Genomic DNA, 14,811 nt, shown 5'->3' with positions numbered 1-14,811 from the left:
GCGCGTCGGCGACCGATGCGGGCGCAGTCGGATGTTCGACGTGCCCTTGTCCGAACGACTCCCGCCGGAGTTCACGTGACGTTCGCCGGTCGGCGACGAACCGTCCGCCGCTGCGAGTCGGCCCGTGCGTAGCGTCTCGAGCGTCGCGCACCGATCGGTGCGCCGTCCGCAACACATTCCGGAGGATTCATCCGCATGCCCATCTCGCGAAAGCCGGCCCTGCCCGGCGCGGTCGCAGTCGTGGTGGCGGCCGTCATCGCCGCCGCCGGTGCAGCCGCACCGGTCGCCTACGCCGACGACGCCCTCGCCGCACCGACCTTCAGCGTCGACGGCGGCCGTCACGTCGGCCCGACGACCGTCGAGCTGTCGGCACCGGCGGGCGCCGACATCCGCTACACGCTCGACGGCTCGATGCCGACCCTGACGAGCCCGCGCTACGAGGGCCCGATCACGATCGAGGAGTCCGCGAACCTGTCGGCCGTGTCGGTGCTCGGCGACGCGGTCTCCGCCGCCGAGATCGAGGGCTACCTCATCAAGACCGAGGAGGAGCCGCTGCTCTCGTTCGTCGTGATGAGCGACATCGAGACCACGAGTTACGACGAGGCCACTCGAGCCCGCTGGAACCACTACTTCGACACGATCACGTCGATCCAGGCGGAGCCCGACCTGATCCTCTCGAACGGCGACCAGATCGCCGACAACAACTACAACACCGGCCCGCACCACGAGGTCATCCGTTCGCTCCTGACCGACGGCCTCACGAGCCACGGCCTCGACGACACCAAGATGCTCGTCACCTTCGGCAACCACGACGACCGCCTGAACGTCATGACGCAGTACTACCCGACCGAGTGGTTCCCGCACGCGGGCGGCGGGTACTACGAGCAGGTCATCGAGGGCCACCACTTCCTGATCCTGAACACCGAGGCCTACGACGCGACGCAGCGCGCCTGGTTGCAGGGCAAGCTCGCCGAGATCAACGCGCAGCCGGGCTCGCTGAACACGCCCGTCTTCGTCGTCGCGCACCGGCCGCTGCCCGGCACCGTCAACGACGGCGCCCAGGCGTCGAACCCGACCATCGCCGCCGACCTCGCCGCCTACCCGCAGGCCGTGTTCATCTCGGGCCACTCGCACCTGAACGTCAACAGCGAGAAGTCGATCCACCAGAAGGACTTCACCGCGGTCAACGACGGCTCGATGTCGTACTCGCAGATTCCGCGCGACGCGTACCAGAACTACGGCCCGCACCTGATCGACAACTTCACCCTGCCGATTCCGCAGGCGATCTTCGTCGAGGTCTACGCCGACCGCACCGAGATCGACCGCATCGCGTTCAGCGCCGAGCCCCGGCGCACCTACGACGAGAACGGCGCCTGGTCGCCCTACCCGCCGACGGTGCCGACGCCGAGCGCCGGCGCGCTGGCGGGGCCCACCTGGACGGTGCGGCTCGACGGCTCGACGGCCGCCGAGGTGAAGGCGAACTTCGACTACACCGATGCCGCCCGCGCCGACCGCACGGCCCCCGTGCTCGGGGCCGAGCCGAGCGTTCGATCGACCGCCACGGGCCCGGTGCTGAGCGTTCCGCAGGCGAGCGACGACGAGCAGGTCTCCGGCTACGAGGTGAAGGTCACGGATGCCGCGACCGGCGCCGTCGCCCTGCCGTTCCGTGCCGGGGCGAAGGTGTCGAGCGACTTCTTCTTCGCGCCGATGCCGGCCGTGCTCGAGATCCCGCTCACGATCAAGCAGGGCCTGCAGCCCGCCTCGCCGATCGTCTCGCTCACCGACGGCCGCTCGTACGTCGCGACGGTGACCGCGGTCGACACCTGGGGCAACCGCTCGGCGACGACCTCGGTCGGATTCGTCGCCGGCTTCGACGGCGTGCCCGTCGAAGCCGAGACGCGCTGCCTCGGGTCGAAGGCCTACGTCACGGTGAAGGCCCTGAACGACGAGGCCGACCCGGTCGCCCTCGCGATGCAGACCGCCTACGGCGAGAAGTCGTTCACGAACGTCGTGCCCGGCAAGAACGCGGTGCACTCCTTCTCGGTGCGCGCCGCGAGCGTGCCGGCCGGCGAGGTCGCCGTGCAGGCGACCCGAGTCATCGGCGGCGCACCCGTGACCGTGACCACGACCGCGGCGTACGACGCTGCGACCTGCGACTGACCGAGCGCCAGAGCGCCTGAGCAATCGCGCAATCGAGTTCCGAACACCCGAACTCCCGAACCGAACCCGCACGAGAGAGAAGAGAACCCGAGATGAAGAGAATCACGAAGTCCGCCGCGGCCCGCGTCACCGCGGTGACCATGGGCGCGATGCTGCTGACGGCGGCCGCAGCCGCGGCGCACGCCGACGAGCTGGTCGGCGACGACAGCACCGTCGACGTCACCGTCGAGGTGGCCCCGCTGACGGAGCCCGGTGTGCTCGCGATGACCGTGGCCGCCAGCGAGGTCGCCCTCACCGAGGGCGACTCCGGCGAGCCGTCGGTGCGCGAGTTCACGGGGGAGCTCCCCACCGTCACGATCACCGACACCCGTACGGCCGAGGAGATCCCCGACGCCGCGGCCTGGTACGTGCTCGGCACGACCAGCGAGTTCGTCGGCGATGCCGGCCAGGCGCCCATCGGCGCCGGTCACCTCGGCTGGCGCCCGAACCTCATCGACGGCGGCGAGTCCGACCTCGTCGCCGTGGGCGACGAGGTCGTGACCGTGATCGACGCGCCCACGCAGGGCGGCAACAACAACGTCGGCCTCGTCGACCAGGAGTTGTTCGCCTCCGCCTGGGACTCCGAGGATGTCGCGGCCGACGGCGCGTGGACCGCGAACGCCGATCTGTTCCTCCGCACCTCGAGCGACGTCGCGCCCGGCAACTACCGGTCGACCCTCACCCTGTCGCTCTTCGAGTGACGGTTGCGAACCGGCGGGCGCGTCCTCCGCGCCCGCCGGTTCGGCCTCGGGCCCGGGTCACCCGAGCCTGTCGGCGTGGCGGTGCACCACGCGCCATCCGCTCGGCTCGCGGCGGTACACCTGGGTGGCCCGCAGCGTGAACGTGCGGGGTTCGCCGTCGACCGACGCCGAGGCCCGCTCGTAGCCCACGGTGTAGGCCGCCTCGCCCAGCACGTCGAAGGCGATGAGATCGAACGCGTAGTCGGTGCAGTTCGAGAAGCTCGTCGAGAGCTCCTCGAACGCATCGATCAGTTCGGCGCGATTCGAGGCGTTGCGCCAGGCGCCGAGCACGCTGACCGGCTCGTCTGCCGACCAGATCGCGCGGCGGGGGCCGTCGTCGCCGTCGAACATCGCGCGCTCGGCTCGCACGAACTCGCTCTGGAGCCAGATCAGGAAATCCTCACGATCGCTCATGGTCTCAGGATGCTCCGGTCGGCGGTCATCCACAATCGCCGGGTGCGCCCGAGTCGCGGCCGGCATGTCGAATGCCGCCTGCTCGCCCCCCGAAAGCGGGTGAGCATCCCTCAGGGTCACCCCTGTCGCGGCACGACGCCGCGTCACTAGACTCGCGCCAGGCAGGCTGCGGATCATGACTGAGCAGGCGATCGGAACGCGACGACGGCGGGCACCGGGTGCGGTGTTCGCGGTCGGTGCCGTGATCGCGCTCGGGGGCTGCAGTGCGAGCATCGGCGACGGTTCATCGCTCAGTTCGTGGTCGGCCTCGATCAGCACTCGGTGGCAGGCGTTCGTCGACGTCGTGCTCGTGCCCGTCGGCGATGCGCTGCTCGCCATGCTCGTCGCGTGGCTCGTGCTCGCGGTCGGTGCGCGGCTCGTGGCCCTGCTGCCTGGTGTGCGGAATCTCGCGATCCGGCGTCGCACGGGAGCCGTGCTGCGCCGAATCGGCTGGGTGCTCGTGGGTGTCACCCCCATCGTCATCGTGATCGCCACGGCGTACGCGAGCGACGGGTTCGCCGCGTGGCTCGTGGTCGCGCTGCCGCTCGCGCTCGTCGCGGTCGCGGTGCTCGGGCCGGGGCTCGCGAGCCGTTCGCGTCTCGACGCGAAGGTGATGGACTCCGACGGCTCGGTCAACACCGCGTGGTCGATCGACGCGCTCAACCAGGTGCGCAACGCGAACCTCGACGATCCGGCCGAGCGCGTCGAGCGGCCGAGCACCCCCGACCTCGGCGAGTTCATCGCGATCGCCGACCGGAGCGGCAGCGGCATCGCCTCGGCGATCGCCTGGCTGTTCCAGGTGCTGTTCAACTCGGCGCCGTGGATGCTGCAGGTCACCGTGCTCGACGAACGCTCGGGCATCGCGACCCTGCGACGCAACGGCCACCCTGTCGACGAGGTCGAACTCGGGCTCGAGTGGGAGTCGGCGCAGCCCGACCAGCACCGCAAGCTGCTCGCGCTCGCCGCGGGCTTCACCGCGATGACCATGGCCGAGCGCTACCCCGATGTGCGCGGGTTCTACCGGGCGAAGGGCTGGAGGTCCGTGGGCTTCCTCGGCCTCGCCCGCATGACGACTGACGACGAGCACCGTCACTACCTCAACCGGGCGATCGAGGAGGATCCGACGAGCATCCTCGCCGAGTACGACCGCGTCTTCGATCGGGTGGACGGCCTCGACGACCGTGCCGCGCACGAGGCGTTCCTCGACCGCATCGAGCCCATCGTGAACCAGGCGGCGTGGCTCTGCGGCGAGCCGCAGGTGTTCGACGACGTGCCGCCGAAGGTCTGGCACGCCTACGTGCGTACGGCAGCGGAGGTCGGCGGTGAGCGCCTCGACCCTTCGGACGTGCGCAGGGCATTCCGGCCGGTGCGCACCCGGCTCGACGCCCGCCGGCGTGCCCGCCCGACCGCGCCGGAGCCGCAGGCGATGCTGCTGCGCAGCCTGATGGCCTACCTCACGGCGGCCCGCAACTGGTCTGCCTTCGTCGACCTCGCCGAGGGCAGAGCGGGGTCGGGCACGACTGGCGAGGGAGCCGCCGCCGACGAGATCGCCGATGCCGCGAAGCGACGCGAGCGCATCCGCGATGCCGTCGTGCGGTACTTGGCGCTGCTCGAGCGGCAGACCGGTGGGCCGCGACGCGATCCGAACCGGGTGCTCGCGCGCATGCGCGCCAGGGCGGCACTCAGTTACGTGATCTTCACCCCCGGTGTCGCCGACGAATGGGCCGCAGCGGATGCCGCCGGCTCCGCCGCTTCACGCGGCTCGTCACGATTGCCGGCGAAGCAGGAGGTCGAGGCGCGGGCTGCCGCAGCCGCCCGCCGCTGGATGGAGGACGCGAACGGGTCGCTCGAGGTCGAGATCCGGTACTCCTGTGCGTGCTTCACCGCGAGGCGCGCCCTCGCGGCGGCCGCCCCCGAGGAGCACGACGCGCTCGTCGCGGAGGCGATCCGCGGCATCCGCTATGCCCGGCAGGTCGACTTCTACCAGCGCGAGGCCGCGCGCGACCCCGAGCTCATGCTGCTCGGCGGTGAGCCCCGTATGCGCGAGCTCGTGATCGCGCCGATCAGTTCGCCCTGGCAGATCGCCCGGTTCGCGGCGGTGCGCGAGCGGCTGGAGCAGCGCGGCATCTTCGACCCGGCGCGCATCGCCGACGCACCGGGTCTGCTCGGCCTCGACGACGCACTCGGCCTCGGCGCTGAGGACTTCGCGATGCTCGTCGACGCGTCCGAGATCCTCAAGACCGGCATGGCGACCGATGAGGGCTGTCTCACCGACACCGAACGGCTGCGCGCCGTGCGCTTCCTCGTCGACGGCGCGGACTTCTCGATCCGTGCGCTCGCCGGCCACTTCTCGCAGGGCTTCGACGAGCTGATCAGGTCGGTCGCGCGCGCGGTGCACTGGGTGCCGACCGCTGAGGAGTTCGAGGACATCGCCCGCTTCATGGTCGGCCTCCTCACGCACCTGAACGTCGCCGCCTTCGTCGAGCAGCCCGCGCCCCCGCCCGCGGCGGCCGCGGCGCCGAAGCCCGAGGCGCCCCAGGTGCCGGCGCACCTCTCGGGCGGCGCGTACGGTTCGTTCGCCTCGTGAGCCTCGTTCGCCCGTGGGAACGACGAAGCGCCGCCGGGCCGAGCCCGGCGGCGCTTCATGCTGACGTGCGAGCCGAGATCACTCGCAGGTGTAGGTGACGCCGTCGACTTCCCAGACGCCCGGGCCGACCTGGCTGCAGATGTCGGCCAGGCCGCCGACGAGGCTGGCGCTGGCCACGACCACGATGATGGTGACGATGATGCCGACCACGGTCAGGATCGCGCCGACGATGATGCCCGCGGTCGCGGGGGTGTTCTTGACGCCCGCCTTCTTCGACTGCGACTTGGCGATGATGCTGATGACGAGGCCGACGAGAGGCAGCACGATCGCGAGCACGAGACCGGCGATGCCGAGGCCCTTGCCGGGAACGGGGGCGTCGGGCGCGGTGGCGTACGCGGCTGCCGGGGCCGCGGGTGCGGCGGCGTAGGCGGGAGCGGACGGGGCCGGGGCGGCCTCCGGAGCTGCCGGGGCGGCGGGAGCGGCCGGCGCGGCGGGGGCCGCCGGTGCGGCGGCCGGCTCAGCCGGAGCAGCGGGCGGCGCGCCGACGTAGTCGGGGGCTGTGGGCGGGGTCGGAACGTTCGGGTCCTGCGGCTGGTTCGGATCGGTCATGATGCTCCTCTGTCGTGTGCTGCGCGGCCGTGGTGCTGTGGCGCCGTGGTGCTTGATGCTCCCGGACGATGATGCCAGTCGGGGCGGATTCGTGGGGAAGGCTCGCCTCCGACGGGAGAATCGGCCGTTCAACGGTGGAAACCGAACAGGATTCGGCTGCGCGCGTCGTGCTTGCTAGCATCCGCTGGTGCACATCCTCCGTCGGGTGATCGTCATCGTCGCCGTCACCGCCCTCGTTCTCATCGCCGCGTTCACCGGGGTCTACCTCTGGCAGCAGCCGATCCTCCTGACCGGCACCGGCTACGCCGCCCACAACGCGTGCGCCGTGACCGAGGTCGCCGGCCGCGACGACCCCGCCACCGACCTCCCGCCGAACCCGCTCGTGCCGTACCTGCAGTTCGACGTCGACGCCGATGCCGACCGCACCACGGGCTCGATCCTCGGCGCGATCGCGCACCAGACGGCCTGGTACACCGACGGCTTCGGCTGCACGCTCGCCGATCAGCGGCCCGAGCTCGAGGAGGCCACCGCGATCGACGCGGAGGGCAACCCCTTCGCCGAGGTCGCGGCGCCCGCCGCCGCGACGCCCGAGGCCGATGCGGCACTCGAGCAGGCGCTCGCCGCTGCGTTCGGCGACGAGCTCGCGGCATCCGACCAGGAAGCGCTCGGCACCCGCGGCGTCGTCATCGTGAAGGACGGCGAGCTCGTCGCCGAACGCTACGCCGACGGCTTCGACGCCGAGACGCCGCAGCTCGGCTGGTCGATGTCGAAGAGCGTCACCGAGCTGATGACGGGCATGCTCGTGAAGCAGGGCGTCGTCGGCCTCGACGACGATCACCTGCGACCCGAATGGACCGACGAGCGCGCCGACATCACCGTCGAAGACCTGCTGCGCATGCAGAGCGGCCTCGAGTGGGACGAGACCTACGACCTCGGCACGCCGATCACCCGCATGCTCTACCTCGAGCCCGACATGGGCGCCTACGTCGCGACCCTGCCCCTCGAGCACGAGCCCGGCACCGTGCAGGAGTACTCGAGCGGCAGCACGACCCTGCTCTGCTCCGTGCTCGCCGAGCGCACGGGCCACGGCGCCGACCTGCCGCGCCAGACGATCCTCGGCGCACTCGGCCTGTCGTCGGCCGTCTTCGAACCGGATGCCGCGGGCACGCCCGTGTGCTCGTCGTACCTCTGGGCGACGCCGCGCGACTGGGCCGCGCTCGGCCAGTTCGCCCTGCAGGACGGCCGATGGAACGGCGAGGAGCTCCTGCCGGAGGGCTGGATGGATGCGACCCTCACGAACGTCGACCACGACGAGACCGACGACCCGGGCTACGCGATGGGATTCCGCACGAACGAGCTGCCCGACGGCAGCCTGCGCTGGCCCGAGCTGCCCGCCGACACCTACTACATGAGCGGCCACGACGGACAGAAGGTCGTCATGGTGCCGTCGGAGCAGCTCGTCGTGGTGCGCATGGGCTTCACGCCCGCCGCCGACGGCGAGCCCTCGCAGCGGCAGCTGGTCGCCGACGCGATCGCCGCGCTCGGCTGACCGCAGCCGCCCGGCCTCGAAGCGAGCAGAATCGGAGAAGCACGGGCCGCGGACCGTGAATATCGTCGGTCGTATGAACACGGAAACGACCAAACTCACCACCATCGACTCGATCACCCTCGACGCGGCCGACCCCGATACGGCCGCGCGCTTCTACGCCGACGCCTTCGGGCTCGGCCCGCAGGTTCGACTGAGGGCAGCGGATGCCCCGTCGGCCGGGTTCCGCGGATTCACGATGTCGGTCATCGTGGCGCAGCCGGCCGACGTGACCTCGCTCTTCGACTCCGCCGTCGCCGCCGGGGCATCGGTGCTGAAGCCCGCCGAGAAGTCGTTGTGGGGCTTCGGCGGCGTCGTCCAGGCGCCCGACGGCGCGATCTGGCAGGTCGCGACCTCGTCGAAGAAGGACACGGGCCCCGCGACTCGCGCGATCGAGAACCTCGTGCTGCTGATCGGCGCCGAAGACGTGGGCGCGAGCAAGCGCTTCTACGTCGACCGCGGGCTGTCGGTCGCGAAGAGCTTCGGCAGCTACGTCGACTTCGCGACCCCGGGCAGCCCGATCGGGCTCGGCCTCTACAAGCGGCGCGCCCTCGCCAAGACCGTCGGCGTGGCCGCCGAGGGATCGGGCTCGCACCGTATCCGCATCAACGGCGACGCCGGCGCGTTCGCCGACCCCGACGGGTTCGAGTGGGCGGGCGCGGGGGAGTAGTCCACGGGCGGGGAGGGGGCCGAATCGGGTCGGCACTGAGAGAATCGAGACGGCGCTCCGTTCGGGGCGAGCACGCCGCCCAAGAGGAGCACGAATGACCGCCGCCGAAGCCACCACCCCCGGCCGACTCCGCCCCGTGTCCGAGGACGACCGGTTCGGCCGCCTGATCGAACGCCGCGATGGCGCGGACTTCCCGTACTACAACGGAGTGCCCGTCGAGCTCTCGGTGGTCAGGTGGATCATCGTGTGGCTCTCGGTCGCCGCCGGCATGGCGGCCCTCATGTTCATTCCGACGCCGAACAACCTCGGGGCGCTCCTGCCGCGAACCCTCTTCGTCGCGATCCCCCTCGGGGTGCTCGCCCTCGTCGCCGGTCGCGCCTGGACGGCGATCTTCCGCAAGGTTCGCCTCGTCGACGTCGGCAACATGTTCTTCTTCGCCGCGCTCAACATCGTGCTCACCTTCGTGATCGGCGGCATCGTGTCGCTGATCTTCCCGGTGTCGCCGAACGCGGCCATCACGAGCGCCGGGTCGGGAGGGGCCGTCGACACGATCGCGCTCTACGTGGGCAGCGGCATCCAGCTCATCGGTGAAGAGATCTTCGTCGTGCTGCCGTTCCTCGCGCTCATGTACTTCCTGTTCGCGAAGGCGGGTGTCTCGCGCAGGACCGCGGTCCTCCTCGCCTGGATCATCTCAGCGATCTGGTTCGGCGCGGCGCACCTGCCGACGTACGACTGGAACTGGGTCCAGGCCATCGTCGTCATCGGCTCGGCGCGCATCGCGCTCACCCTCGCCTTCATCCGCACGAAGAACCTCTGGGTGTCGGCGGGCGCGCACATCATCAACGACTGGGTGTTCATCACCGCGGCGGTGCTCACGGCCGCGGCGGTCGCGGGCAGCTGAGGCTCGCGCCGTCCCATCGAATCGGAGGTCGACATGGCACGCAGCGACGTTCCCACGAGCACCGCACCCCGCACGATCGCGAGACTCGCGCTCGCTGCAGGACTGGTCTTCGCCGGGGTGAGTCATCTCTTCTGGGCGCGCAAGGAGTTCCGCTCGCAGGTGCCGTCATGGGTGCCGATGGATGCCGACGGCGTCGTGGTCGCATCGGGCGCCGTCGAGATCGGGCTGGGAGCGGCACTCGTCGCGCTGCCCCGCGAGCGCCGGCGCATCGGCTGGATCGTCGCGGCGTTCTTCGTCGCCGTGTTCCCGGGCAACATCGCGCAGTTCACCGAGAAGCGAGCCGCATTCGGCCTCGATTCCGATCGCGCACGCGGCATTCGCCTGCTCTTCCAGCCGCTGCTCGTGGCGTTGGCGATCTGGTCGACCGCCGAGCCGCGGCGCTGACGAGGGCCCGGAGGCTGAGGGCATGCCCGTAATCGCCGACGCACGAGCCGAGCTCATCGCCCTGTGCGAGCGCGGCCTCGAATGGCACCCCGACGAGCCGAAGAACCGAGCGGATGCCTCGGGCCTCCGCCCGGCCGCGGTGCTCGTGCTCTTCGGAGTGCTCGACTCGGTGCCGAGCGGCAGCGGCGCAGCAGCCGGAGCTGTGCCGCGCGACCTCGACGTGCTGCTGCTGCGCCGTGCAGCGACCCTCGGCAGCCACGCGGGGCAGATCGCCTTCCCGGGTGGGCGGCTCGAGGCATCCGACACCGGGCCCATCGCCGCCGCGGTGCGCGAGGCCCGCGAGGAGACCGACGTCGACCCCGACGGCATCGAACCGCTCGGCACGCTGCCGCCCATGCCCGTGCCCGTGAGCAACCACCTCGTCACGCCGGTGCCGGCGTGGTGGACGCGGCCGTCGGAGGTCGCCGCGGTCGATCACGACGAATCCGTCGACGTGTTCCGGGTGCCGGTCGGCGAGATGCTCGACCCCGCGAACCGGGCGAACACCGAGCACGTGTTCGGCGGTCGGGCGTATCGCTCGCCCGCCTTCACCGTGGGCGGCCGCATCGTGTGGGGCTTCACCGCGCTCGTGCTCTCGCGCATGTTCGACGAGCTCGGCTGGGCCGAGTCGTGGAACCACGACCGCATCGTCGAGCCCGACGACCTGTAGGCGGTCGGCCGCACCGGTCGCGCCCGTCGCACCGGTCGCGCCCGTCGCACCGGCCGCGCCGGTCGTACCGATTGTGCCGGCCGCGGCGGTTACCCGTTCGGGTTGGTCGCGGCCCCGTCGAGCCAGAGGGTGTCGGTCGCGTCGCTGTGGGCGCCGTCGGTGCCGACGTGCTTGGTGCTGATCTGCGGGCCCTTCGTGATGACGTGCACGAGCGCCATCGCGTGGCCCTGGCCGAGGCCGTAGTCCTCCTTCAGCCAGGTCACGATCGGCGTCGCCTTCGTGCCCGGACCGAAGCCCTGCTCGGTCGCGAGTTCGACGAACTGCCGCGGCGTGAGGCCGGTCTTCTTCTCGATGTTGTCGAGGTAGGCCTGGAATGACATCTCGGTTCCCTTCGCGGATCGGATGCCGCGGCGGCATCCCTCTCGAACAGGCTCGTGTGCAGCGGCATCCGCTCGCCAGTGTTTCGAGCTGGGTCGAAATGCCGGCGACGAAGGCGTGTCAGAGGATCGCGTAGAACGCGGACTGGCCGAATCCGATGAACGCGCCCAGCACCTCGGCGCCGCCGAGCGCCGCGCCCGCGGCGGCGAACCCCTTCGGGGCGTCGCGGCGCAGGAGCACGATGAGCCCGAGCACGAGTGCGCCGATGCCGAGCACGAGCGAGAGTGCGGTGGCGATGAGGCTGATGCCGCTGATGAGCCCGTAGGCCGACGGCAGCCCGGCGTTGATCAGCAGCGGGGCGACGAGGCCGAGCAGCCGCGACATCAGCACGGCGGCGACGCCGACGGCGAAGGAGATCACGCCGAGGAGGCGGAAGTTCGTCGGCGAGCTCGGGGCGGCGGACGGTGCGGATTCGCTCATGCGCCCATCATGCCCGACGGGGGGCGGCGGCAACGGGTGTCGTCGGCTGGTGCAAGAGTGGGGGAATGCGTCGAATCGGAGCGATCTTCCAGCCTGCCTTCCCGCCCGAGCGGCTGCGGCCCGCCGTCGAAGCGGCCGAGGCTGCGGGCGTACCCGAGCTCTGGCTGTGGGAGGACTGCTTCCAGGAGTCGGCGTTCGCGACCGCGGCCGCTGCGCTGGCGTGGACCGAACGCCTGCGGGTCGGCATCGGCGTCGCACCCATGCCGCTTCGCAACGTCGCCGTCACGGCCATGGAGATCGCGACGATCGCCCGCATGTTCCCGGGCCGTGTCGTGCCGGGCGTCGGCCACGGCGTGCAGCGCTGGATGGCGCAGACCGGCAGCCGGGTCGCGTCGCCGCTCACCCTCATGCGCGAGTACGTGCCGGCGCTTCGGCAGTTGCTCGCGGGCAACGAGGTCACGGCCGACGGCCGCTACGTGAAGCTCGACCGGGTGAAGCTCGACTGGCCTCCCGCCGTCGTGCCGCTCGTGCACGCCGCCGGAGAGGGACCGAAGACCCTGCACCTCACCGGTGAGGTCGCCGACGGCACCGTGCTCACCGGCGGCACGAGCGTCGAGCGCGCCGCCGAGGCCGTCGCCGCGATCGCCGCGGGCCGCAGCGCCGCGGGCCGCGAGGGGCGCAGCGAGATCGTCGTCTACCTCATGGCGGCGTTCGGTGGCGACGATGCCGAGGCGCGCATCGCCCGTGAGCTGACCCAGTGGAACATGCCCGAAGACCAGCGCACCGCCGCCGTCGGCGACGCCTCGGCCGTGGCCGAGGTCGCCGAGCGCTACTTCGCGGCGGGCGTCGACGTGGTCGTGCTGCAGCCGACCTCCGACGAGCCCGACCTCGAGGGGTTCATGCGCGGGGTCGGCGAGGTCGCCCGCATCGTCGCGCACTGAGACCACCCGGTCGACACGACGACGAGAGCGGATGCCGCGGAGCCGCTGAGGCTTCGAGGCATCCGCTCTCTGTCAGGCTCTGCGCGTCAGGCGCTGCGTCGGCGGCGTACGACCAGTGCCGTGATGCCCGCTGCGAGGAGCAGCGCGGCGAGGAGCGCGGGCACGACGGCCTGCACACCGGTGCTCGCGAGACCCGTCTCCTCGCCCGGCGTCGCGGGGGCGGGGTCGATCGGGGTGGGCACGACCGGGGCATCCGTCGCCGTGTTCGTCACTGTCACGAGGGCCGACTCGCCGCCGGCGATCGTGATCGTCTCGGGGCTGAACACGGGCGTGCCCCACTCGACGCCGTCGACCGCGGGCAGGTCGATCTCGGTGAACTCGACGACCGTGCCGATGGGCAGAGTCTGCGGGCCGGCGACCACGACGCCGTCGGCGCGCACGACCAGGGTGCCGGTCACCGTCTCTTCGTCGAGCTCGTACCGGTACTGCACGGTGTACTCGGAGTCGGTGGGCACGAGCGCAGACGCCTCGCCGCCGAGCGCCTTCGCGACCGAGAAGCCGCCGACGGCGCTCGGCGTGTTCACGTTCGCCGTGTTGGTGACCGTCACGTGCACGACCTCGCCCGACGCGATCGTGACGATGTCGGGGCTGATCGTCGCCGGCCCCCACTGCACGCCCGGGATCATCGGCAGGTCGATCTCGCTCAGATGCACGACGGTGCCGTCGGGCAGGCCCTGGGGGCCGTTGGCGATGGTGCCGTCGGCGCGCAGCGACAGCGTGCCGGTGACCTGCCCGCCGTCGACCGCGTAGTCGTAGGCGAGGGTGAAGATGGTGTCGCCCGGCACGAGCGCCGCACCGTCGCCGGTCACGAGCTTCGCGGCACTGAAGCCGCCGCCGCAGCCGAGCGAACCGCCGCCCGTCCACGGGTAGTTGTGGTGTTCGTTGCCGGCGCCCGAGTAGCTCAGGTCGCCGCCGACGTGGACGCGCCCGTTCGTGCTCGCCGTCACGTCGGTCGTCGCGGTGGGAGCGAGCACCGAGCCCATGAACTGGCTCGAGCCGCCGATCAGCAGCGACGTGGCATCGGCGACGTTCCAGAGGATGCGGGATGCCGCGTTGCCGAAGTTCGGGCTCGAGAAGGCGTCGACGCGCTCGCCGTTCAGCGAGAAGTAGTTCGGCGCGAACGACACGTCTGCGCCCGTGACGTTGATGAGGATCGGAACGTCGGCGGGGATGGCCTCGAAGAAGACCTCGAAGGTCGTGGCGAGCGCCGCACCGTCGACCTCGAAGACCTGCATCGCGTCGCCGGGGGTACCTGTGAAGGTCACCCGTCCGAACGCGATCTCGGTCGTGCCGGTGGCGGCGCTCGCACCGAGCGTGGCCGAGGTGGCGTCGACGACGGACTGGAAGTCCTCATTGGGCGCCATGGCGGCGGCCCGGCCGAGGTCGCTCGTGAGCGCAGCCCCGTTGGTGTCGACGCTGCCGGTCGCCGAGCCGCCGACGGCGACCGCGCCGCCGCCGTCGAGGTTCGCTCCGACGTGCACGCTCGTGGTCGAGCCAACGGTGAGGTCGCCGCCGACCGCGAGCATGGTCGAACCGCCCGGGGGCACGATGCCCGAGCCGACGCCGACGGTGCCGACGTTGAACACCCCGCCGTTCACCTTGTCGAACACGGCGTTGCCCTGCACGAGCAGCAGGCCCTCGGACTCGGCGGAGCTGCCGATCGCACGGTAGTCGCCGCCCGCGAAGACCGCGACGTTCGAGTCGGTATAGGCCGGCGGCAGGTTGCCGATGCCCGGCATCTCGCCGGGCGGCGGGCAGAACGGCACGGGCGAAGCCGCGGCGGCCGCGGGGGCGGCAGGGGCGGCAGGGGCGGCGGCGGCCGGGGCGGCGCCGACCGCGACGGCGCCGGCCACGGCGAGGCCGGTCGCGGCGAGCGCGGCGAAGGTCGAGCGAAGCGGCAGGCGAGCGCGTTGGCGCGCGGAGGTTCGGGGGTTCACGGTTCTCCGGAGGTCGAAGGTCGAGACGACGGGTTCCGTCTCACTTGAAGAGATGCCGGAGCGACGCGATCGTGACGCGGAGAGTAAGGACTCTTGGCTTTCTCTCAGGTTCGACGAC

General features: G+C 71.4%; 14 protein-coding genes. 9 read left to right on the top strand and 5 right to left on the bottom strand.

Annotated features, from left to right (window positions below; translation table 11 throughout):
• Positions 1-195 precede the first annotated feature (195 nt).
• Together VPH61_RS00635 and VPH61_RS00630 are read left to right on the top strand one after the other, a co-directional pair.
• On the top strand, positions 196-2,160 hold the full coding sequence (locus VPH61_RS00635) for a chitobiase/beta-hexosaminidase C-terminal domain-containing protein (protein WP_332061583.1): 1,965 nt from the start codon (positions 196-198) through the stop codon (positions 2,158-2,160).
• Between the two features lie 92 nt (positions 2,161-2,252).
• Positions 2,253-2,900, top strand: a complete 648-nt coding sequence (locus VPH61_RS00630; RefSeq protein WP_332061582.1) for a hypothetical protein — start codon at positions 2,253-2,255, stop codon at positions 2,898-2,900.
• Between the two features lie 57 nt (positions 2,901-2,957).
• On the opposite strand, the gene VPH61_RS00625 is transcribed toward VPH61_RS00630, so the two are convergent.
• Complete coding sequence (locus VPH61_RS00625) at positions 2,958-3,353, bottom strand: nuclear transport factor 2 family protein (RefSeq protein WP_332061581.1); 396 nt, start codon at positions 3,351-3,353, stop codon at positions 2,958-2,960.
• A 175-nt stretch (positions 3,354-3,528) separates the two neighbouring features.
• Here VPH61_RS00625 and VPH61_RS00620 point away from each other — a divergent pair, with 175 nt between their 5' ends.
• A complete protein-coding gene (locus VPH61_RS00620; protein ID WP_332061580.1) occupies positions 3,529-5,979 on the top strand; it encodes a hypothetical protein in 2,451 nt (816 codons plus the stop codon).
• A 78-nt stretch (positions 5,980-6,057) separates the two neighbouring features.
• Here VPH61_RS00620 and VPH61_RS00615 read toward each other — a convergent pair whose 3' ends face one another.
• On the bottom strand, positions 6,058-6,588 hold the full coding sequence (locus VPH61_RS00615) for a DUF4190 domain-containing protein (RefSeq protein ID WP_332061579.1): 531 nt from the start codon (positions 6,586-6,588) through the stop codon (positions 6,058-6,060).
• Between the two features lie 187 nt (positions 6,589-6,775).
• Between VPH61_RS00615 and VPH61_RS00610 the strand changes: the two genes are divergently transcribed.
• From VPH61_RS00610 to VPH61_RS00590, 5 genes are all read left to right on the top strand, one after another.
• Complete coding sequence (locus tag VPH61_RS00610) at positions 6,776-8,137, top strand: serine hydrolase domain-containing protein (RefSeq protein ID WP_332061578.1); 1,362 nt, start codon at positions 6,776-6,778, stop codon at positions 8,135-8,137.
• 73 nt (positions 8,138-8,210) lie between these two features.
• Positions 8,211-8,843: a glyoxalase gene (locus VPH61_RS00605; RefSeq protein WP_332061577.1), complete on the top strand. Its 633-nt coding sequence runs from the start codon at positions 8,211-8,213 to the stop codon at positions 8,841-8,843.
• Between the two features lie 94 nt (positions 8,844-8,937).
• Positions 8,938-9,744 (top strand): CPBP family intramembrane glutamic endopeptidase, encoded by an 807-nt coding sequence (locus VPH61_RS00600; RefSeq protein ID WP_332061576.1) that lies wholly within the window; start codon positions 8,938-8,940, stop codon positions 9,742-9,744.
• A 33-nt stretch (positions 9,745-9,777) separates the two neighbouring features.
• A complete protein-coding gene (locus VPH61_RS00595) occupies positions 9,778-10,188 on the top strand; it encodes a DoxX family protein (RefSeq protein ID WP_332061575.1) in 411 nt (136 codons plus the stop codon).
• Positions 10,189-10,210: 22 nt separating this feature from the next.
• Complete coding sequence (locus VPH61_RS00590; protein WP_332061574.1) at positions 10,211-10,897, top strand: NUDIX hydrolase; 687 nt, start codon at positions 10,211-10,213, stop codon at positions 10,895-10,897.
• Between the two features lie 89 nt (positions 10,898-10,986).
• Here VPH61_RS00590 and VPH61_RS00585 read toward each other — a convergent pair whose 3' ends face one another.
• Together VPH61_RS00585 and VPH61_RS00580 are read right to left on the bottom strand one after the other, a co-directional pair.
• Entirely contained in the window at positions 10,987-11,277 is a 291-nt protein-coding gene (locus tag VPH61_RS00585) for a DUF4287 domain-containing protein (protein ID WP_332061573.1), read from the bottom strand.
• Positions 11,278-11,395: 118 nt separating this feature from the next.
• Entirely contained in the window at positions 11,396-11,755 is a 360-nt protein-coding gene (locus VPH61_RS00580; RefSeq protein WP_332061572.1) for a hypothetical protein, read from the bottom strand.
• Positions 11,756-11,820: 65 nt separating this feature from the next.
• Between VPH61_RS00580 and VPH61_RS00575 the strand changes: the two genes are divergently transcribed.
• Complete coding sequence (locus VPH61_RS00575; RefSeq protein WP_332061571.1) at positions 11,821-12,696, top strand: LLM class flavin-dependent oxidoreductase; 876 nt, start codon at positions 11,821-11,823, stop codon at positions 12,694-12,696.
• Positions 12,697-12,782: 86 nt separating this feature from the next.
• Here the strand turns inward: VPH61_RS00575 and VPH61_RS00570 are convergent, their stop codons facing one another.
• Positions 12,783-14,693 (bottom strand): choice-of-anchor A family protein, encoded by a 1,911-nt coding sequence (locus tag VPH61_RS00570; protein WP_332061570.1) that lies wholly within the window; start codon positions 14,691-14,693, stop codon positions 12,783-12,785.
• Between the last annotated feature and the right edge of the window lie 118 nt (positions 14,694-14,811).

The organism is Agromyces sp. CCNWLW203, from assembly GCF_036576125.1.
Lineage (GTDB): Bacteria > Actinomycetota > Actinomycetes > Actinomycetales > Microbacteriaceae > Agromyces.
The sequence above is the reverse complement of the archived record's forward strand: the minus strand, read 5'-3'. Positions and strand labels throughout refer to the sequence as shown.